Consider the following 19,199-nt stretch of genomic DNA (forward strand, 5'->3'; position numbering starts at 1 on the left):
ACGGGCGCGCTAGTCGCCGATAAGCGCATCCACGAACGCCTTCGGCTCGAACGGCGCCAGGTCGTCCGCGCCCTCGCCCAGGCCGACCAGCTTGACCGGGACGCCGAGCTCGCGCTGGACGGCGATGATGATGCCGCCCTTGGCCGTGCCGTCGAGCTTGGTGAGGACCACGCCGGTGATGTCCACGACCTCGGCGAAGACCCGGGCCTGGACCAGGCCGTTCTGGCCGGTGGTGGCGTCCAGGACGAGCAGCACCTCGCCGACCGGGCCGTGCTTCTCGACGACCCGCTTGACCTTGCCGAGCTCGTCCATCAGACCGGTCTTGGTGTGCAGCCGGCCGGCGGTGTCGATCAGGACGACGTCGGCGGCCTCGGCGATGCCCTCCTTGACCGCGTCGAAGGCGATCGACGCGGGGTCGCCGCCCTCGGGCCCGCGGACCGTACGGGCACCGACCCGCTCGCCCCAGGTCTGCAGCTGGTCGGCGGCGGCGGCGCGGAAGGTGTCGGCGGCGCCGAGGACGACGGACTTGCCGTCGGCGACCAGGACGCGGGCGAGCTTGCCGGTGGTGGTGGTCTTGCCGGTGCCGTTGACGCCGACGACCATCACGACGCCCGGGATCTCGTCGCCGCCGTTGCCGATGCCGTTGGCGGTGTGGACGGTCCGGTCGAGGTCCGGGCCGATCAGCGTGAGCAGTTCCTCGCGGAGGAGTTCGCGCAGGTCGTCGGGGGTGCGGGTGCCGAGCACCTTGACCCGCTCGCGCAGCCGCTCGACGAGCTCCTGGGTGGGGGCGACGCCGACGTCGGCGGTGAGGAGGGTGTCCTCGACCTCCTCCCAGGTGTCCTCGTCGAGGTGCTCGCGGGAGAGCAGGTTGAGCAGGCCCTTGCCGAGGGTGTTCTGCGAGCGGGAGAGCCGGGCGCGCAGCCGGACCAGCCGGCCGGCGGTGGGCTCGGGGACCTCGACGGGGGGCGCGGCGGGCGCCTCGGGCTCGGCGGCCGGTGCCTCGGCCGCGGGGGCCTCGGCGGTGGGCAGCGTGACGTCCTCGACGGTGCGACGTTCCTCGTCGCTGGGGGCTTCGGCCTCCTCGCCGACGTGCGGTTCGGCGGGGGGCGCGGTGACGGAGGGCTGGGGGGTGGCCGGCGGGGGCGGCGGCAGCTGCTTCTTCTTGCGGCCGCTGACGACGAGCCCGCTGATCGCGCCGAGCACGACCACGGCGATGACTACAGCAAGGATGACGTATTCCATAACCCCTCCAGTATCAGCCACGCCCCGTGGGCGGGACCCTCACGCGCCGGTTTCCGGCTCCGGCCCGGACCGGCCCGGGGCCTGGTCGCGGGGGTCCGACTGGACCCTTCGACGAGTGTGGGTGACACTCGTCCTCGTTGAGGGGTCCAACGGTGCGAAGTAGCAGAAGTTGGATCAAAGTACGATGGTGGACGGCCGCGCAACGCGCGTAGAGTCCTGGCAACCAAGGCTCTGGCCAGGTACCACAGCCGCTGCCTGCACCTCCTCCCCCGGGGGTGCCCCCCAGATCCCCGCACGGAGATAGCTGCACCTATGGGCACCAGCACCACGTCCACGTCCCGTCCCGAAACCGAAGGCGCCGTCGAGACCCGCGGCATCGAGCCCGTCCCGGATCACGAGCGCCGAGGACGCGTCCGCGAACTCTTCCCGACCTGGGTCGCCGCCAACATCAGCGTGCTGTTGCTCACCATGGGGGCCTCGCTGGTGATCAACAACAGCCTGAACTTCTGGCAGGTGCTGATCGTCGCCGCGATCGCCTCCGCCGTCTCGTTCGGCATGGTCGGGCTGCTGTCGGTCTCCGGCAAGTGGGGCGGCGCCCCGGGCGCGATGCTCTCGCGGGCCGCCTTCGGCGTGCGCGGCAACTACTTCCCGGGCGCGATCCTGTGGGTCGCCCGCTTCGGCTGGGAGACGATCAACGCGGTCACCGGCGCGTACGCCATCCTGACCGTGCTGCACCTGGTGTTCGGCATCGAGGCCAACAACGCCCTGGTGGTCGTGACCCTGCTGGCCTTCGTCGCCTGTACGTTCCTGGTGAGCGGCATGGGCCGCAAGGCGCTGAACGTGTGCAACAAGTACTCGACGTACCTGTTCAGCGCGATCAGCGTGGTCGTGCTGGTCTACCTGGTCGCCACCGCGCCGTGGAGCTCGATCCTCCACAAGTCGCCGGGCTCGACCACCCTGATGATCGCGGGCATCGGCACCATCGCCGCCGGCGGCATCAGCTGGGTCCCCACCGGTCCGGACTTCGCGCGCTACCTCCCGCACTCCGCCTCCGGCAAGAAGATCGTCGGCACGACCATCTCCGGCGCGGCGCTGGTACTGATCCCGATGGTGCTCATGGGCGGCGTGATGGCGGTCTCCAACCCGGAGCTGGCCAGCCAGAACACCGACCCGATGTCCTTCCTCGGCCAGGTCCTGCCGCGGGCCATCGCGATCCCGTACCTGATCACCGCGCTGGTCGGCATGATGCTGATCAACAGCCTGTCGATGTACTCGGCCGGCTTCACCGCGCAGACCATGGGCGTCAAGCTGCCGCGCGCCCTGGCGGTCAGCATCAACGCCGCCATCAGCCTGATCGGCGGGCTGTTCATGATGCTGGTGGCCAAGGACTTCATCGGGCAGTTCATCGCCTTCCTGACGCTGCTCGCGGTCTCCTTCTCCGCCTGGATCGGGGTCTACGCGGTCGACATGTTCCGCCGCCGCAAGCTCGCGGTGCGCTATGACTCCGCCGGCCTGATGGACACCGGCCGCACCAGCCGCTACTGGTACACCGGCGGCTTCTGCTGGCAGGCCATGGCCGCCTGGGCGGTCGCGCTGGTGGCGGGCCTGTGCTTCACCAAGGTCCAGTGGTTCGCCGGCCCGCTGGCCACGACCTGGATCGGCGAGAACGGCCTGGGCTGGGCGGCCACGATCGCGATCGCCGCGGTGGTCTTCGCGGTCCTCCCGGCGGCGAAGGAGTCGGTCCCGGCGGCCGCTGCCGAGGCACCGGCAAAGGCCCGGCAGTCGGTCGAGGTGAGCTGAGCCGCCCCATCCCGGGAGGCTCCCGCCCTCTGGCGACCTGACGCCGCGTCAGCTAACGTCCCCTTCGCCAACCGTCCTTGGCGAAGGGGACGTTGCCATGTCCGGTGCCCTGTCCGATGTCACGCCCGATGCCATGCCCGGTGCCCGGCCCGCGCCGGCCGCACCGCCCGCCCGGCCCGTCACGGTCCTGCGCGTCAACCTCGTCGACCCGGCGCCCACCGCCGCCTCGCTCGCCGCCCGCTACCGGGCCGCCGTCGAGATGGCCGCCTTCGCCGACGACCGCGGCATCACCATGATCCAGACCGAGGAGCACCACGCCACGGACAACGGCTGGATGCCCTCGCCGCTCACCTTCGCGGGCGCCGTCTTCGGCGCCACCCGCCGGATCGGGGTGACGGTCTCCGCGCTGATCACCCCGCTGCACGACCCGCTCCGGCTCGCCGAGGACCTCGCCTCGCTCGACCTGCTCAGCGGCGGCCGGCTGGTCACCGTCGCGGGCATCGGCTACCGGCCCGAGGAGTACGCGGCCCACGGCAAGGACTGGGCCGGCCGCGGCGCACTCCAGGACGAGGTGCTCGGCACCCTGCTGTCCGCCTGGACCGGTGAACCGTTCAGCTACCGGGGGCGTACGGTGCGGGTCACCCCGCGCCCCTTCACCCGGCCGCACCCGCTGCTGCTGGTCGGCGGCAGCTCACGCGCCGCGGCCCGGCGCGCCGCCCGGCTGGGCCTCCCCTTCTTCCCCAGCGCCCGCCTGCCCTCACTGGAGGCGTACTACCACGAGCAGCGCGCCGTCCACGGCACCGACGGCTGGGTGCTGCAGCCACCCGAGCGGACCTGCCTGCTGCACGTCTCCGAGGACCCGGACCGCACCTGGGCCGAGTACGGCGGCCATCTCCTGCACGAGGCGCGGACCTACGCCTCCTGGCAGTCCGCGGGGATCCGCTCCGCGGTGCGTTCGGCGGCGACGGACACGGAGGCGCTGCGCGAGGAGGGCGTCTACCGGGTCGTCACCCCGGACGAGTGCCTCGCGCTTGCCCAACAGGCGGGCGCCCAGGGCTCATTGATCCTCCACCCGCTGTGCGGCGGCATGCCGGTGGACGAGGGGTGGCGGTCGCTGCACCTGTTCGCGGAGCGGGTGCTTACGCGGCTTGGTCCCCCCACGTAGCCGTCTGTTCCGCCGTGGTGGTTTCTCGCCGTTGCGCCTGCGGCGGGCCAGGTGGGTTGTTGGGTGCGGTGACGGGCCTCCGGGGCCGGTTGTGTGGACTGCTGACGCTTTACGTCCACACAACCGGCCCCTCCGGCCCGCCCCCTCCCGTGAGAGGGAAAGAAAACGATGGTGGGGGTGCAGGTAATGCCCACGAGCCCGCAGGCAACAGACCAGGCCCGCCCCCAACCAGCTAAGAAACTCCCACTCACGGGAGGGGCTGGACCGGAGGACGAAGTCTGGAGGGCCGGCACCGCACCCGACAAAACAACGCCCGCCGCCAGGCGCAACGGCGAGACGACCCGCGGCGGGACGGCCAGGTACGTGCGGGGCGCCGCGAAGCGCGCAACGGCGAGACGACCCGCGGCGCCGCAGACAGGTACGTGGGAGGCAAAAGCCAAGCGCAGCGGGACTTAGCCCTCTGGATAGAAGACGAAGAGTGTGCAGCCCGTGTCCGAGTGGGGGAGGTGCCAGGAGCCCGCGGGGGCGTGGAGGAACGAGCCGGCGGGGTGGTCGCCGAAGCCGTCGTTGAAGGTGCCGGAGACGACGAAGACCTCTTCCGGTCCCGGCTCGTGTACGTCGATCCGTTCCCAGGCGGCGCCCGGGTCGATCTCCAGGACCAGGGCCTTGGCCCCGTTGTCGCCCGTCCACAGGGGGCGGATCCGGACGCCGGGGAACAGCTCCTTGACGGGTGCGTCGGACACCTCCGACCACACGTAATCGTCCATCTCCTGGCCGCTGATCGCGGTGCTGTGTTGTGTCATGGCGCCATCCTCATCGGGCCGGCACCCCCGCTCCCAGTGTCAGGAATGACATCCTCAGGTACTTTCCTGCCATGACCGTGGAGGATGACGACAGCCCGCCGCATCGCGTGGTCGCCCTGGTCCACGCGCCCCAGGGGCCCTTCGAACTCGGTTGTGCGGCGGAGGTGTTCGGGACCCGCCGCCCCGGTGTGCCCGTGCGCTACGAGTTCACGGTGTGTGCGGAGACGCCGGGGCCGGTGCGGACGACGGCCGGTTACGACATGCTCGTCAGCGCCGGGCTGTCCGCGCTGGCCGCGGCGGACACGGTCGTCGTCCCGGGGTGGATCCCGCTGGACGAGCCGCTGTCCCCCGCCGTCCGCGAGGCCGTGCTCGCCGCGCACCGCAACGGCGCGCGGCTGGTCAGCATCTGCTCCGGAGTCTTCGCGCTGGCGCAGACCGGTCTGCTCGACGGCCGCCGGGCGACCACGCACTGGGCTCGGGCGGCCGAACTGGCGCTTCGTTTCCCGGAGTTGGAGGTGGACGCCGGGGTGCTGTACATCGACCACGGCGATGTGGCCACGAGTGCGGGAGCGGCGGCCGGGGTCGATCTCTGTCTGCACCTCGTACGGAACGACCACGGCGCGGCCCACGCGGCGCGGATCGCCCGGCACATGGTCATGCCGCCGCACCGGGAAGGGGGCCAGGCCCAGTACGCCGCCCCGGCCGCGCAGGACCGGATCGATCCGGCGCCGGCGATGGAGCGGTCGCTGGCCCCGTTGCTGGAGTGGGTCGCGGAGCGGCTGTCCGAACCGGTGACGGTGGAGGACATGGCGGAGCGGCTGCGGGTCTCCGCGCGGACCCTGGCCCGCCGGTTCGCCGAGCAGCTCGGTACCAGTCCCGGCCAGTGGCTGCTGGGCCGGCGGATCACCGCGGCCCGGACCCTGCTGGAGGAGACCGATCTGCCCGTCGAGGCGGTCGCGGTGCGGGTCGGCCTGTCCTCGGCGACCAACCTCCGGCGCCGCTTCCAGCAGGTCCTGCACACCACACCGGCGGCGTACCGGCGGGCGTTCCACACGACGGGCAAAGGGTCCGGGGAACGGAAAAGCTGATGCCCCGGACCGCCTGTCGGTCCGGGGCAACAGCTTGCACTGAGGAGTGGGCTGGCGGGGGGGTTAGCCCATCTCCTCCAACGCCTTGCCCTTCGTCTCCTTCACGAACTTGAGCACGAAGGGGATCGAGAGCAGGGCGAAGAACATGTAGATCACATAGGTACCCGAGAGGTTCCAGTCGGACAGGCTCGGGAAGCTGGCCGTGATGGCCCAGTTGGCGATCCACTGCGCGGAGGCGGCGACGCCCAGCGCGGCGGCGCGGATCTTGTTCGGGAACATCTCGCCGAGGAAGACCCAGACCACGACGCCCCAGGAGAGGGCGAAGAAGAGCACGAAGACGTGGGCGGCGATCAGGGCCACGGTGCCTTCGGTGGCCGGCAGGGTGCCGGCCGCGGTCTTGGCGGAGAAGGCCCAGGCCTCCAGGCCGAGCGCGACGGCCATACCGACCGAGCCGATCAGTGCCAGCGGGCGGCGGCCGATCTTGTCGACGAAGATCATCGCGATCACGGTGCCGATGATGTTGATGATCGACGTGGTGAAGCTGTAGAAGAACGAGCTCTCGGGGTTGATGCCGACGGACTGCCACAGCGTCGAGGAGTAGTAGAACGCCACGTTGATGCCGACCAGCTGCTGGAAGACCGAGAGGCCGATGCCGACCCAGACGATCGGCAGGAAGCCCATCTTGCTGCCGAGCAGGTCCTTGAAGCTCGACTTGTGCTCGCGGCGCATCGCGTCCTGGATCTCGGTGAGCCGGGTGTCGAGGTTGACGGTGTGGCCCTCGACCTCGGCCAGCACCTCCTTGGCCCGGGTCATCTTGCCGATGGAGATCAGGTAACGCGGCGACTCGGGGATCGCGAAGGACAGCAGGCCGTAGAGGACGGCCGGGATGACCATCACGCCGAGCATCCACTGCCAGGCCTCCAGGCCGGCGATGGTGCCGCGCTGCTTGCCGTCGGCGAGGTTGAGGATGCCCCAGTTGACGAGCTGGGAGATGGCGATGCCGATGACGATGGCGGCCTGCTGGAAGGAGCCGAGGCGGCCGCGGTAGGCGGGCGGCGAGACCTCGGCGATGTAGGCCGGGCCGATGACCGAGGCCATACCGATGGCGAAGCCGCCGATGATCCGCCAGAGGGCGAGGTCCCACAGCGCGAACGGCAGGGCGGATCCCACGGCGCTGACGGTGAACAGCACCGAGGCGATCTGCATCACCCGGATGCGTCCTATCCGGTCGGCGATCCGGCCGGCGGTGGCGGCTCCGATGGCGCAGCCGATCAGGGCGACGGCGATCACCTGGGCCAGGACGGCGGACCCGACGTCGTAGCGGCTGCGGATCGCCTCGACGGCGCCGTTGATCACGGAACTGTCGTAGCCGAAGAGAAAGCCGCCCATCGCGGCAGCCGCGGTGATGAAGATGACATGGCCGAGGTGGTCGGGGTGGGCCTTACGGCCTTCCGGGACCGTCGGCTGCGCGGTGCTGGTCAACGTGAACTCCAGTGGCCCGGCTGCGCTGCCGGGCGTAGGGGGCTGGCCCTTCTAGTGGTGCATAGGTTGGGGGTACCCACCACTTGAAGGTAAAAGCAACGTTGCAGAGACTATGCCTTCAAGTTTCGAAGTCAATAGGCCGAGATGGATTTGTTTCCCCGCAGTTCAGGGGAGGGTTCATTCAACTTGTGAATTGATCAGGAACTGATGCCGCGTCGGACACGCGCTGCGATCAGTGCAGCCGCTGGCTGATGACCTTCGAGACGCCGTCCCCTTGCATCGATACCCCGTACAGGGCGTCCGCGACCTCCATCGTGCGCTTCTGGTGCGTGATCACGATGAGCTGGGAGCTCTCCTGCAGCTCCTCCATGATCCGGATCAGCCGCTGGAGATTGGTGTCGTCCAGCGCCGCCTCGACCTCGTCCATGACGTAGAACGGGCTGGGCCGCGCCTTGAAGATCGACACCAGCAGGGCCACCGCGGTCAGCGACCGCTCGCCGCCCGACAGCAGCGACAGCCGCTTGACCTTCTTGCCCGGCGGCCGGGCCTCGACGTCCACGCCGGTCCCCAGCATGTCGTCCGGGTCGGTGAGCACCAGCCGCCCCTCGCCCCCGGGGAAGAGCCGCGCGAAGACGCCCTCGAACTCCCGGGCGGTGTCGTGGTACGCCTCGGTGAAGACCTGCTCCACCCGCTCGTCGACCTCCTTGACCACCCGCAACAGGTCGGCCCGGGTCTTCTTCAAGTCTTCAAGCTGCTCGCTGAGGAACTGGTGGCGCTCCTCCAGCGCCGCGAACTCCTCCAACGCCAGTGGGTTCACCTTCCCGAGCTGCTGATACGCCCGCTCGGCGGCCCGCAACCGCTTCTCCTGCTCGGCCCGTACATAGGGCACCGGCTGGTTGCGGGGGTGCTCCGGGTCGTCCGGCAGCGTCTCGCCCTCCGCCGGCGGCGACGGCGGCACGGGCTGGTCCGGGCCGTACTCGGACTGCAGCGCGGCCGGCTCCACCCCCAGCTCCTCCAGCGCCCGGGCCTCCAGCTGCTCGATCCGCAGCCGCTTCTCGGCGCCGAGCACCTCGCCCCGGTGCACCGAGTCGGTCAGCTTGTCCAGTTCGGACTTCAGGTCCCGGGCCGCGTTCCGCTCGGCCACCAGCGCCTGTTCCCGCTCGGCCTTGGCCCGCTCCGCGGCGGCCCGCTCCTCCTCGGCCCGGACCACCGACACCTCGACGTGCGCCAGCAGCTGCCGCGCCCCCGACGCCACCGCCCCGGCCACCGTCGCCTCGTGCCGCAGCCGGGCGCGCCGCCGCTCGGCCCGCGCCCGCGCCTCCCGCTCCGCGCGCGCCCCCCGGTCCAGCGCGTCCGCCCGCCCGGCCAGCGCCTTGACCCGCTCCTCGTGCGTACGCGCCTGGAGCCGGGCCTCCATCTCCGTCTGCCGGGCGTTGGCCCCGTCCGCCGCCAGCCGGTCCCGTACGGAGGTGTCGGGCTCCTCGTCGCCGACGCCCGGCTCCTCCTCGGCGACGGCCAGCCGCTCGGCCAGCTCCTCGGCCTCCTCGGTGGCCCGGACCAGCGCCTCCTCCGCACGGGCGGCCGCCGCGGCGGCCCGCTCGGCCTCGCCGGCGGCCGCCCGGGCCTGCCCGCCGAGCCGACCCAGGTCCCCGGCGACCTTGGACTTCTCCCGGTCCGCGGCCCGCCGCCGCTCGGCCAGCTCCTCGACCAGCGCGGCGCACTCCGCCCGCCGCCCGTCCGCGGCTCGCTGCTCCTCGGCCAGCCGCCCACAGCGCGCCGCCAGCGCCTCCAGCTCGGCGGCCGCCTCGTCGACGGAGGCCTGCACCTCCAGCAGACTCGGCGCACCGGCCGAGCCGCCGTGCGCGAAGTGCGCCCCGAGCAGATCGCCCTCACCGGTCACGGCCAGCAGCTCCGGCCGCGCGGCCACCAGGTCCTCGGCGTCCTCCAGCGTCCCGACGACCACGACGTCCCGCAGCAGCCGGGCCACCGCGGCCGTCAACTCCGGGGGCCCCTGCACCAGTTGACCGGCCGGTACGGGCTCCGCGCGCGGCCCGGGCACCCGGTGCACGGCGGCCGGGGCGACGTCCGCCGCCCCGCCCTGCGCCGGCACCGTCCCCGTTCCGCCGGCCCCCAGCACCATCGCCGCCCGCCCGGCGTCCTGCTTGCGCAGCAGCCGGATGGCGTCGGCGGCGGTGGCCGGATCGCTGACCGCGACCGCGTCCGCCGCCGCACCGAGCGCGGCGGCCACCGGAATCTCGAAGCCGGGCGTGACGGTCAGCAGTTCGGCGGCCGGCCCGAGCACCCCGCTGAGCTGCTCGGACGCGGCCAGCAGGGCACCGGTGCCGTCCTTGCGGCGCAGCCCGAGGGCGAGCGCGTCGTGCCGGGCGGCGGTCGCGGCGCGCTTGCGCTCGGCCGCGGTCAGCGCCTCCCGGGCGGCGGTCAGTGCGGCGTCCGCCTCGGCCAGCTCCCGGCGGGCCGCCTGGTGCCGGGCTGCGCTCTCCTCGTCGTCCGCGTCCAGCCCCTCGACCTCGGCCTTGAGCTGCTCGTACTCCTCCTGGGCCGCGGCCGCCCGCTGCCGGGCGTCGTCCCTGGCCTCGGCGAGCCGGCCGATCTCCGCCTGGGCCGACGCGGCCCGGCCGCGGGCCGCGGTGACCTGACCGCTGAGCCGGGCCAGGCCCTCGCGGCGGTCGGCGATGGCCCGGGCCAGGTCCCGCAGCCGCCGCTCCTCGTCCGCCAACTGGCGCTCCAGCGCGGCACGGTGCTCGACGGTGTCCTCCAGCGCCCGGGTCGCCGCCTCCAGCGCGGCCGCCAACTCCGCCTCCTGCTCGCGGATCCGGGCCGCCTCCCGCTCCATGTCGTCCGGGTCGCGCCCGGTCCGCTCCTCGGGCGGGGCCGCGGTGGCGCTCTTGACCCGCGCCTCGGCCAGCGAAATCGTGCCGCGCACCCGCTCGGCGAGCTGCGACAGCTCGTACCAGGTCTGCTGGGCGCGCTGCACCCGCGGGGTGAGCGCGCGGACCTCCTCCTCCAGGGCCGCCTCCCGGCGCTGGGCGGTGCGCAGCCGCTCCTCGGCGGCCTGCTTGCGCTCCTTGAGCGCCGCCTCGTCGGCGATCTCCGCCCGCAGCGCGGCGCGCTGCGTGACGAGGTCGTCGGCGAGCAGCCGCAGCCGGGCGTCCCGCAGATCGGCCTGGATGACGGCGGCGCGCCGGGCGACCGCGGCCTGCCGCCCGAGCGGTTTGAGCTGCCGCCGCAGCTCGTCGGTCAGGTCCTGGACGCGGGCGAGATTGGCCTTCATCGCCTCCAGCTTCCGCAGCGCCTTTTCCTTGCGCTTGCGGTGCTTGAGGACGCCGGCCGCCTCCTCGATGAAGGCCCGGCGGCCCATCGGATCGGCGTGCAGAACGGAATCGAGCTGGCCCTGCCCGACGATGACGTGCATCTCCCGGCCGATACCGGAATCGGAGAGCAATTCCTGGATATCGAGCAGCCGGCAGGTGTCCCCGTTGATCTGGTACTCGCTTCCGCCATTGCGGAACATGATCCGGGTCAGGGTGACTTCGGCGTACTCGATCGGCAGTGCACCGTCGGAGTTGTCGATGGTGAGCGAGACCTCGGCCCGGCCGAGCGGCGGCCGCCCGGTCGTCCCGGCGAAGATGACGTCCTCCATCTTCCCGCCGCGCAGCGACTTCGCGCCCTGCTCCCCCATGACCCACGACAGCGCGTCCACGACATTGGACTTGCCGGAACCGTTGGGGCCCACGACACAGGTGATTCCCGGTTCGAACCGGAGTGTCGTGGCGGAGGCGAAGGACTTGAAGCCTCGCAGGGTCAGACTCTTGAGGTGCACGCCGTTGGACTCTACCGGCCGCCCCTTGACGGGCCACCCCAACATTCCGCCGCCGGCCCCCGCCCCCGGTACGCGCCCAGGGCACCTGGGGATACCGCGCCGTTCATTTTCGGTTTCACCGCGGAAAGCGAAGGGCACATCATGCGGTAAGGGAGGGGCGGGCCGGCCGGAGCGGCCGTATCGGTCACAGGCCGCATTGATCGCGGACGGTATCCATCACGAGAAGTGCCGGACGGCGGACGACCGGCCGGGCAGAGATCCGGGAAACGACCAAAGATCCGGGAAACGACGAAGGGACGCCGAAGCGTCCCTTGCAGATCTTGAAGAGAGCGGTGCCTCAAGCGGCTGGCAAGCAGCCCTACCGGCCCTCGTCGGGTCAGGTGAGCGCGGGCTCCGCCTGGGGTACGTCGATGTCGAGCATCGAGTCGTCGCGACGTGCGGCAGCGGACAGCATGTCGTTTTCGGCCTGCATCCGGATAAGCTCGGATTCAAGGTCTTGGACGCGCTGCTGAAGCCGTCGCATCTCGGAGAGGACTCGGGGGTCGGAGCCGCCGACGTAACCGAGAAGCGCCTTTGCCATGATGGATGGTCCTCCACAATGAGTGACCGACCGAAGCGGTGTGGGTCGTGAGGGATTCGCACCCGCGGCTTGTCATTCTCTGGTGTACTCAATGCCAAACAGCTAAGGTGCGCGGGGATTCCAGAGTCTCACCAAACGGTTAGACGGTCAACACGATCACACCCCGTATCCTCGGGCACCTGAGAGTGCGCGGCCGCGAGGGCGCTGCGCCGACTCCCCAGAAAGGTCCCGCGGGGGCGTGGAGATCATCCGTACAGCGGCAGCCTTGCACGGGTCGGCCGAGTTGGCAACCACCAGGCCTTATCCGCCGTAAGCAGCTGACGAAGACGCACCGCCAAGATCGCGGATATCGGCCGTACGGCCGGTTCCGGTGGCCGGTATCAGCGGATCTCGAAGCCGTCGTAACCGCCCCGCGGCGTGGCCCATATCTCAGTGACTCCGTCTACTCGCCCGGGCGTGTCACCGGTCCGCAGCCAGTCGAGCAACTGATCGCACCGGTCCTTCGGGCCCTCGGCGACCACCTGGACGCGGCCGTCTTCGAGATTGCTCGCGAATCCGCTGAGTTCACCGATTCGCAGGGCGTTCGCACGGGTGAACCAGCGGAACCCCACACCCTGCACCCGCCCCCGTACCCATGCGGTCACCCGCACCTCTTCTTCCATGTGTGCACGTTAACTGGCCAATTGCTCAACGGACACTTCGGCCCCATGCGTCATGGCGTACAGTCCCCCGACAGCGAAACTCACCCTTACGGGTGAGCGTGTTGACGCTGAGGACGGAAGGAAGACAGCGGATGGGCCGCCATCGACGTCTTGCGAACCCCACGCCGGCAGCCCCCGGCCCACGGCCTGTTGACGCCCCGACGGCAACGGGACCGGCCGCCGGCCAGGCCGGCCCGGTGCGGCACCGCTCGCACCGTGCTGCCCGCCCCAGGGGCGCGGCACCGGTGCGCACCGGCCTGCTCGGCGTCTCCGCGGCGATGGCGATGGGGGCCGTGGCGGTCGCCTCCGGACTGATCCCGGGCGGCGGCCAGTTCGACGGCGGTACGGGCGACGGGCCCGGCGAGCGGGTACGGGCCGGCGCCCTGCCGGAGACCACCGCGCCGCAGGGGGGCCTCTCGGCGTCCCCCACCGATCGCGCCACCCTCCCGGCCAGCCGCGGCAGCGCCCGCTCCGCGGTTCCCGGCAGCACCGGCCCCACCACCCCGACGACCTCCCCCTCGCCGCACCGCCCCGCCAAGTCCCCCACCCGAAAGGCCGATTCACCGTCCGGCTCCGCCGCGCCAACCGGCCACCCGTCGGCCTCCGCGTCCACGGCTTCCCCGCACCCCACCGTGTCCGCCGCCGGCGGCACCGGCAGTGAGTCGTCGGCCGAGGCCCAGGTGCTGGCCCTGGTCAACCAGGAGCGGTCCAAGGCCGGCTGCTCCCCCGTGACCGCCGATCCGGAACTGGCCTCCCTCGCCCAGCGGTTCAGTGACGACATGGCCCACCGCAACTTCTTCGACCACACCGACCCCGACGGCCACACCCCCTGGGACCGCGCCGAGGCCCAGGGCATCAGCGACCTCGGCGGCGAGAACATCGCCCGCGGCCAGGCCACCGCCCAGGCCGTCATGGACACCTGGATGCACAGCCCCGGCCACCGCGCCAACATCCTCAACTGCGAGTACAAGACCCTCGGCGTCGGCGCCCACTTCGGACCGGGCGGACCGTGGTGGACCCAGGACTTCGGCTTCTGACCCGCGCGCCGACCGGCCTCGCAAGGACCCGGCCGCTGACCTGCGCCTGAGGGGCTCCTGACCCGCCCCCGCGCCCCGGGAGGGCGCTCTGGTGCGCCGTTCATGCGCCCTGCATATGCCACCGAGGCCCCCGGTAACTTCGCCGTCCATGAAGGGACTGGGGAAGTACTGGGGATGGGCGGTCTTCGCGGTGCTGATCGCGGCCTGGCTGACCTCGGCGTTCGGACCGGGGGTGCTGCTGACCCTCTCGGCGCTGAGCACCGTGTACTTCTTCTTCCGCGTCCCGGCGTGGTGTGGCGCCTCGGGGCGGGAGGGGACGTGCCGCAACAACAGCCAGGGCGTCCTGATGGGCTGCCATCTCCGTCAGCACAAGTGGCAGAAGTTCAAGCTGGTCGTCGTGCGGGAACGGTGGCGCCAGCTGGCGAGGGAACTGTTCCCCAACGCGACGTCCGCCCTGGCGACGATCGGCGGCGTCCTCGCGGTGCTGTCGGGTGTCGCCTCCGTGCTGCAGCCGTTCTGGGGGAAGGGCTGGTAGCCGCGCGCTGTGGGGACGGCCGGTGAGCGCGCAGGGCCTCTGACCGAGAGGTGCCGGTCAGAGGCCCTGGTGCCGACCCGGAGGCCCTTCACGCACCGTAGCGGCCGGGCCTGCGGGGTCGTGATGCCCGGGTCCGTGCCGGTCAGGCGGACAGCGCGGCGCGGCCCGCGAGGGTGACCCGGGCCTGCTCGGCGATACGGCGGCCGAGGTGTTCGGCGGTGGCGACGTCGGCCTTGTGGACGCCCTCGGGGCCCTGGTCGTTGTTCGACTGGGCGGCGGCGCCCAGGAAGAAGCCCAGCCGGTTCAGGTCGTTCTCGGACGCGGTGGAGGAGTTCCAGCCCGGCAGCAGGTTCAGGCCCACCCAGGTCATGCCGTGCTGGGCGGCGAGCACCGTGAAGAACTGCAGGGTGTGGAGCTTGTCGCCGCTCTTGGAGGCGGAGTTGGTGAAGCCCGCCGCGAGCTTGTCCTGCCAGGCGCGGGTCGCCCAGCGCGCGGAGGTCGCCTCGGCGAAGACGTGGAACGCGCCGGAGGCGGTCCCCATGTAGGTCGGCGAGCCGAAGACGATCGCGTCGGAGGCGTCGAGCTGCTCCCACTGGGCCTCGGTGATCTCGTCGACCTTGATCAGGTGGACGGTGGCACCCGCCTCGACGGCGCCGGCCCGGACGGCCTCGGCCAGGACGGCGGTGTGACCGAAACCGGAGTGGTACGCGATCGAGACGACGGGCGCGGGCAGAGCAGGGGTGGTCACGGGATCTCCTCGGGGGACGGGGCCCCGGGCGGTCGTCGCCGGGGCGTCTGCACCGAGAAAAGCACTAACTTTTCGAAAGTGCAACCCAAGAGATAGCGCCAGCATCTCAGATAGCGCTTTCCAGCGGAAAGCGCTATCGCGGAGTATGGTGTGAGGATGGCGACGACCGAGACCGCGGACCGGACGAACGGGGAGGCCGCCGGCGGCTGTCCGGACGACCTGGCCTACGACGTGTTCGCGCGCAACTGCCCCTCCCGCGACACGCTCAAGCACATCACCGACCGCTGGGGCAGCCTGACGCTGGGCGCGCTGCTCGACGGGACGTTCCGGTTCAACGAACTGCGCCGCCGGGTCGACGGGGTGAGCGAGAAGATGCTGTCGCAGACCCTGCACGCGCTGGAGCGCGACGGGCTGGTGCACCGCGAGGCACAGCAGACCAACCCGCCGCGGGTGGACTACGCACTGACCCCGCTGGGGCACCAGGTCGCCCGCCAACTCCGGGCGCTGATCGACCTGGTGGAGGACCGCATGCCGCAGGTGCTCCGGGCGCAGGAGCGCTACGACGCCGAGCACGCCGCGCGCTGAGCCGCCGGCGGCAAGGACTTCCCGGGGAAGAGCGCGGACCCGTTCAGGGGCGCGGCGGCCGCTGGCAGCGCGGGCAGAAGTAGCTGGAGCGGTTCATCCACGGCCGGCGGCGGATCGCCGTACCGCAGCGGCGGCAGGGCTCGTCCTCGCGGCCGTAGGCGTCCAGCGAGCGCTCGAAGTAGCCGGACTCGCCGTTGACGTTGACGTAGAGGCTGTCGAAGCTGGTGCCGCCGACGGCCAGCGCGGCGCGCATCACGTCCCGTACGTGCCCGAGCAGCTCGGCGGTGCGCGGGCGGGTGAAGGTGGCGGTCGGCCGCTCGTAGTGCAGCTTGCTGCGCCAGAGCGCCTCGTCGGCGTAGATGTTGCCCACTCCGCTGATCAGGGTCTGGTCGAGCAGCGCCCGCTTGACGGTGGTCCGGCGGCGGCGCAGCGCGTCGTGGAAGGCGGCGTCGTCGAAGGCCGGGTCGAGCGGGTCGCGGGCGATGTGCGCGATGACGTCGGGCAGTTGGTCGGGGTCGCCGGGCACGGTGTCGTGCAGCGACAGGCCGCCGAAGGTGCGCTGGTCGACGAAGCGGAGCTCGGTCCCCAGGTCGTCGGCGAACCGCAGCCGGATGCGCAGGTGCTTCTCGTCCGGCGCGTCGTGCGGCTGGACCAGCAGCTGGCCGCTCATGCCGAGGTGGGCGAGGATCGCCAGGCCGTGGGTCACGTCGGGGGTGACGAGCGGCGCGATGCCCTCGGCGGCGGTCTGCGCTGCCGGGGTGCCGCCGGTCACCGGGATCCAGAGGTACTTGCCGCGGCGGCGCGCGGTCCCCAGGCGCAGCCCCGTGAGGCGGGCCGCGAAGTCCTCCGCCCCCGCCGTGTGCCGGCGGATCGCCCGCGGATGCCGCACCTCGACCTCGTCGATGGTGCGGCCGTCGACCCAGCGCTCCAGTCCACGGCGGACGACCTCGACCTCGGGCAGCTCGGGCACGGCGGACTCCTCGGAACGACGACGGGTGGGAAGGAGGGGAAGAACGCGGGGAAGGACGTGGCGGAAGCACTTCGGCGCAAGGTTGCGGCGGAGGGGCTTCGGCGGGCGGGGAAAGACTTCTGACCCCGTCCGGGGCGACGCGTGGTCGCCCCGGACGGGGTCAGGAGAGGTGCTTCAGTGTGCCGACGACGAGCCGTCGTCGGCGGTGGGAGCCGATCCGTCCGGGCCCGGCGACGCCGCGTCGCCGGAGGCCGCCGTCTTGGCCGCCTCGTCCGCCGCGGCGCGAATGGCGCGCCACGCGGACTCCGCCGCCTGCTGCTCGGCTTCCTTCTTGCTGCGGCCGGTGCCGGTGCCGTACGAGACACCACCGACGCGGGCGGCAGCAGTAAAGGTCTTCTCGTGGTCCGGGCCGGTCTCGGTGACCAGGTACTCCGGGACGCCGAGACCCTCGGTCGCGGTGAGTTCCTGGAGGCTGGTCTTCCAGTCCAGGCCCGCGCCCAGGCTGGAGGACTTCTCGATGAGCGGGTCGAAGAGCCGGTGCACCAGCTCGGCGGCCGCGTCGAGACCCTGGTCGAGGTAGACCGCGCCGATCACCGCTTCGAGCGTGTCGGCGAGGATGGAGGCCTTGTCCCGGCCGCCCGTGCCCTCTTCGCCGCGTCCGAGGCGGATGAAGGCACCGAGGTCGAGGCCGCGCCCCACCTCGGCGAGCGCACGCGAGTTGACCACCGCGGCCCGCAACTTGGCCAACTGGCCTTCGGGCAGGTCGGGGTGGATGCGGTACAGCGTGTCCGTGACCACCAGGCCGAGCACCGAGTCCCCGAGGAACTCCAGCCGCTCGTTGGTGGGCAGACCGCCGTTCTCGTATGCGAACGAGCGGTGCGTCAGCGCACGCACCAGAAGGGCGGACTCGAGCTGGTACCCGAGCCGCCCTTCCAGAAGCGTGTGGGACGAGGCTGTGTCCGCCGGAGTCGTTTCCTCCCCGCGCTTGCGGGATGCCGAATGGGCGTCTTCCGCCTTCTTGGGGCTAGACACAGTGCCTGTCACCAGCCGCTCAGACCTCGAGGACCTGGCGCTTGTTGTAGGTGCCGCAAGCGGGGCACGCGATGTGCTGCTGCTTGGGCTCGTGGCAGCGCTCGCACGCCACCAGGGTGGGGACCGCAGCCTTCCACTGCGACCGGCGGTGGCGCGTGTTGCTGCGCGACATCTTCCGCTTCGGAACAGCCACGGCTACTTCTCCTGAGGTTCATCCCCGCCGTCGCGGGGTGCGTTGTCCTTCTCGCCGTCCTTGCTGGTTTCGGCGAGTCCCTGCAGTGCCGCCCAACGGATGTCGACGGCGTCGTGGTGGTGGTCCGGGTCGTCCGCGAGCCGCACTCCGCAATCGGAACACAGGCCCGGGCAGTCGTCCTGGCACACCGGCTGCATCGGCAGTGCGAGCACCACCGCATCGCGCAGCACGGGTTCGAGGTCGAACAGGTCGTCCTCGATGAAGAGGGTGTCCTCCTCATCCTCGGCGTCGTCGCCCGCGTCCTTGTCATGGACCCTGGCATCGGCGTCGGGGTAGGCGAACAACTCCTGGAAGTCGCTGTCGAGCTCTCGCTCCAGCGGCTCCAGACACCTTACGCACTCCCCCTTGACCGTTGCACGGGCGGTGCCCGTGACGAGCACCCCGTCCATGACCGATTCGAGGCGGAGGTCGAGCTCGATCGAGGCGCCCTCGGGCACACCGATGACCTCGTTGCCGAGGTCCCGGGGGGCCTCGACGGAGCGGGAGACCCTCTTGAGCGCACCGGGACGCCGGCCCAGCTCACGCGTATCGAACACGAGAGGGGCGCGGTGGTCGAGGCGGGCGTTGATGGCTTCCTGCTTTCTACGGGGTTTTCGCGCCGCCCGTGCTTCGCTGGGAAATCCGGGCAGCAGAGATCGCGGAAATACGCGCGACCGAAGAGCCAGGATACTGGAAGCGCCCCGATAGGCCCAATCCGCCCCCGCTCCCCCGGCCACACCCGGTCCGCGGGCGGGCCGGACACATATGGGCCGCACACCGGCCTCGTACGGGGACTTCGTACGGGGCGGCTCCGCACGAGCCACGCGCAGGCCGGGCCCGGGGGCCGTTCCGGCTGGGGACGGGCCGCGTGCCGATCGTCCGGCGGCCGCGTAGGTGGGGGCGAGGCGCGGGTCACGCGCCGGGCGGCGGGGCGGCGGGGCGGCGGGGCGGCCACCGGGGGGCGGGTGGCGGGGCCGAAGACCCGGGCTCCCGTATCCCGTACACCATACCTACGCATACCCCCGTGATCCCGTACACCTAGGGGGCGGGGGAACAGATCCCGTAGGGGACACGAGGCCCCCCTGCGGGGCCACAACCAGGCGGAAGGCGGGGGTTATTCCGGCGCGGGGGGGCGCAGCGGAGCGTGGGCGGGGCTGCTCCGGCGGCGGCGCGGCGAGACGCGGGCAGAGTCGGTCCGTTGGCGGCTACGGGGCTTGTGCCGTTGGCGGCTGCAGGGCTCGTTCCGGTGGCGGCTACGGAGCTCGTTCCGGTGGTGGGCTACGGGTGGTTCCCTGGCCCGGCGCGGTACGGGGCCGCCGGGCCAGGGCCCGGTGGCGGGCCTCCCGCACCGACTCGCG

17 protein-coding genes are annotated in these 19,199 nt (G+C 71.7%); 6 read left to right on the forward strand and 11 right to left on the reverse strand.

Going from position 1 to position 19,199, the window contains the following annotated elements; genetic code table 11:
- Positions 1 to 9 precede the first annotated feature (9 nt).
- A complete protein-coding gene (gene ftsY, locus V2J85_RS18445) occupies positions 10 to 1,242 on the reverse strand; it encodes a signal recognition particle-docking protein FtsY (RefSeq protein WP_261955454.1) in 1,233 nt (410 codons plus the stop codon).
- 312 nt (positions 1,243 to 1,554) lie between these two features.
- Here ftsY and V2J85_RS18450 point away from each other — a divergent pair, with 312 nt between their 5' ends.
- Positions 1,555 to 3,042, forward strand: coding sequence for a purine-cytosine permease family protein (locus V2J85_RS18450; protein ID WP_261955455.1), 1,488 nt, complete (start codon positions 1,555 to 1,557; stop codon positions 3,040 to 3,042).
- A 133-nt stretch (positions 3,043 to 3,175) separates the two neighbouring features.
- Positions 3,176 to 4,207: an LLM class flavin-dependent oxidoreductase gene (locus tag V2J85_RS18455; RefSeq protein WP_330822291.1), complete on the forward strand. Its 1,032-nt coding sequence runs from the start codon at positions 3,176 to 3,178 to the stop codon at positions 4,205 to 4,207.
- Between the two features lie 452 nt (positions 4,208 to 4,659).
- On the opposite strand, the gene V2J85_RS18460 is transcribed toward V2J85_RS18455, so the two are convergent.
- Entirely contained in the window at positions 4,660 to 4,974 is a 315-nt protein-coding gene (locus V2J85_RS18460; RefSeq protein WP_410011357.1) for a cupin domain-containing protein, read from the reverse strand.
- A 107-nt stretch (positions 4,975 to 5,081) separates the two neighbouring features.
- Here V2J85_RS18460 and V2J85_RS18465 point away from each other — a divergent pair, with 107 nt between their 5' ends.
- Complete coding sequence (locus V2J85_RS18465) at positions 5,082 to 6,098, forward strand: helix-turn-helix domain-containing protein (RefSeq protein WP_330822240.1); 1,017 nt, start codon at positions 5,082 to 5,084, stop codon at positions 6,096 to 6,098.
- A 63-nt stretch (positions 6,099 to 6,161) separates the two neighbouring features.
- Here the strand turns inward: V2J85_RS18465 and V2J85_RS18470 are convergent, their stop codons facing one another.
- The 4 genes from V2J85_RS18470 to V2J85_RS18485 all read right to left on the reverse strand — a co-directional run bounded on the left by V2J85_RS18470 (position 6,162) and on the right by V2J85_RS18485 (position 12,663).
- Positions 6,162 to 7,580, reverse strand: coding sequence for a sugar porter family MFS transporter (locus V2J85_RS18470; protein ID WP_261955459.1), 1,419 nt, complete (start codon positions 7,578 to 7,580; stop codon positions 6,162 to 6,164).
- Between the two features lie 232 nt (positions 7,581 to 7,812).
- Positions 7,813 to 11,421, reverse strand: coding sequence for a chromosome segregation protein SMC (gene smc, locus V2J85_RS18475; protein WP_330822241.1), 3,609 nt, complete (start codon positions 11,419 to 11,421; stop codon positions 7,813 to 7,815).
- A 376-nt stretch (positions 11,422 to 11,797) separates the two neighbouring features.
- Positions 11,798 to 12,001 carry a hypothetical protein gene (locus tag V2J85_RS18480; protein WP_006602857.1) on the reverse strand — a complete coding sequence of 68 codons (204 nt, stop codon included), beginning with the start codon at positions 11,999 to 12,001 and terminating at the stop codon, positions 11,798 to 11,800.
- A gap of 380 nt (positions 12,002 to 12,381) precedes the next feature.
- Positions 12,382 to 12,663, reverse strand: a complete 282-nt coding sequence (locus V2J85_RS18485; protein ID WP_261955461.1) for an acylphosphatase — start codon at positions 12,661 to 12,663, stop codon at positions 12,382 to 12,384.
- Positions 12,664 to 12,794: 131 nt separating this feature from the next.
- Between V2J85_RS18485 and V2J85_RS18490 the strand changes: the two genes are divergently transcribed.
- Both V2J85_RS18490 and V2J85_RS18495 read left to right on the forward strand, forming a co-directional pair.
- Positions 12,795 to 13,739, forward strand: coding sequence for a CAP domain-containing protein (locus tag V2J85_RS18490; RefSeq protein WP_419836804.1), 945 nt, complete (start codon positions 12,795 to 12,797; stop codon positions 13,737 to 13,739).
- A 148-nt stretch (positions 13,740 to 13,887) separates the two neighbouring features.
- The gene (locus V2J85_RS18495) at positions 13,888 to 14,274 is read left to right on the forward strand and encodes a hypothetical protein (protein WP_261955463.1); all 387 of its coding nucleotides are present in this window, start codon (positions 13,888 to 13,890) and stop codon (positions 14,272 to 14,274) included.
- A 142-nt stretch (positions 14,275 to 14,416) separates the two neighbouring features.
- Here V2J85_RS18495 and V2J85_RS18500 read toward each other — a convergent pair whose 3' ends face one another.
- Positions 14,417 to 15,007 carry a flavodoxin family protein gene (locus V2J85_RS18500; RefSeq protein ID WP_261957413.1) on the reverse strand — a complete coding sequence of 197 codons (591 nt, stop codon included), beginning with the start codon at positions 15,005 to 15,007 and terminating at the stop codon, positions 14,417 to 14,419.
- Between the two features lie 171 nt (positions 15,008 to 15,178).
- Between V2J85_RS18500 and V2J85_RS18505 the strand changes: the two genes are divergently transcribed.
- Positions 15,179 to 15,607, forward strand: coding sequence for a winged helix-turn-helix transcriptional regulator (locus V2J85_RS18505; protein ID WP_261955464.1), 429 nt, complete (start codon positions 15,179 to 15,181; stop codon positions 15,605 to 15,607).
- Positions 15,608 to 15,650: 43 nt separating this feature from the next.
- On the opposite strand, the gene mutM is transcribed toward V2J85_RS18505, so the two are convergent.
- The 4 genes from mutM to V2J85_RS18525 all read right to left on the reverse strand — a co-directional run bounded on the left by mutM (position 15,651) and on the right by V2J85_RS18525 (position 18,398).
- Positions 15,651 to 16,577 carry a bifunctional DNA-formamidopyrimidine glycosylase/DNA-(apurinic or apyrimidinic site) lyase gene (gene mutM, locus V2J85_RS18510; protein WP_261955465.1) on the reverse strand — a complete coding sequence of 309 codons (927 nt, stop codon included), beginning with the start codon at positions 16,575 to 16,577 and terminating at the stop codon, positions 15,651 to 15,653.
- 174 nt (positions 16,578 to 16,751) lie between these two features.
- Entirely contained in the window at positions 16,752 to 17,621 is an 870-nt protein-coding gene (rnc, locus tag V2J85_RS18515; RefSeq protein ID WP_261955466.1) for a ribonuclease III, read from the reverse strand.
- Positions 17,622 to 17,628: 7 nt separating this feature from the next.
- Positions 17,629 to 17,802 (reverse strand): 50S ribosomal protein L32, encoded by a 174-nt coding sequence (gene rpmF / locus V2J85_RS18520; protein ID WP_028802425.1) that lies wholly within the window; start codon positions 17,800 to 17,802, stop codon positions 17,629 to 17,631.
- Positions 17,803 to 17,804: 2 nt separating this feature from the next.
- Positions 17,805 to 18,398, reverse strand: a complete 594-nt coding sequence (locus V2J85_RS18525; protein WP_261955467.1) for a YceD family protein — start codon at positions 18,396 to 18,398, stop codon at positions 17,805 to 17,807.
- Between the last annotated feature and the right edge of the window lie 801 nt (positions 18,399 to 19,199).

The sequence above is a fragment of the Streptomyces bugieae genome (genome assembly GCF_036352915.1).
Taxonomy (GTDB): domain Bacteria; phylum Actinomycetota; class Actinomycetes; order Streptomycetales; family Streptomycetaceae; genus Streptomyces; species Streptomyces endophytica.

Bases quoted from the DNA above. Each gene is read 5' to 3' on its own strand.
- ftsY (WP_261955454.1), bottom strand. From the start codon at position 1,242: ATGGAATACGTCATCCTTGCTGTAGTCATCGCCGTGGTCGTGCTCGGC.
- V2J85_RS18450 (WP_261955455.1), top strand. From the start codon at position 1,555: ATGGGCACCAGCACCACGTCCACGTCCCGTCCCGAAACCGAAGGCGCC.
- V2J85_RS18455 (WP_330822291.1), top strand. From the start codon at position 3,176: ATGCCCGGTGCCCGGCCCGCGCCGGCCGCACCGCCCGCCCGGCCCGTC.
- V2J85_RS18460 (WP_410011357.1), bottom strand. From the start codon at position 4,974: ATGGACGATTACGTGTGGTCGGAGGTGTCCGACGCACCCGTCAAGGAG.
- V2J85_RS18465 (WP_330822240.1), top strand. From the start codon at position 5,082: ATGACCGTGGAGGATGACGACAGCCCGCCGCATCGCGTGGTCGCCCTG.
- V2J85_RS18480 (WP_006602857.1), bottom strand. From the start codon at position 12,001: ATGGCAAAGGCGCTTCTCGGTTACGTCGGCGGCTCCGACCCCCGAGTC.
- V2J85_RS18485 (WP_261955461.1), bottom strand. From the start codon at position 12,663: ATGGAAGAAGAGGTGCGGGTGACCGCATGGGTACGGGGGCGGGTGCAG.
- V2J85_RS18490 (WP_419836804.1), top strand. From the start codon at position 12,795: ATGGGCCGCCATCGACGTCTTGCGAACCCCACGCCGGCAGCCCCCGGC.
- V2J85_RS18495 (WP_261955463.1), top strand. From the start codon at position 13,888: ATGAAGGGACTGGGGAAGTACTGGGGATGGGCGGTCTTCGCGGTGCTG.
- V2J85_RS18505 (WP_261955464.1), top strand. From the start codon at position 15,179: ATGGCGACGACCGAGACCGCGGACCGGACGAACGGGGAGGCCGCCGGC.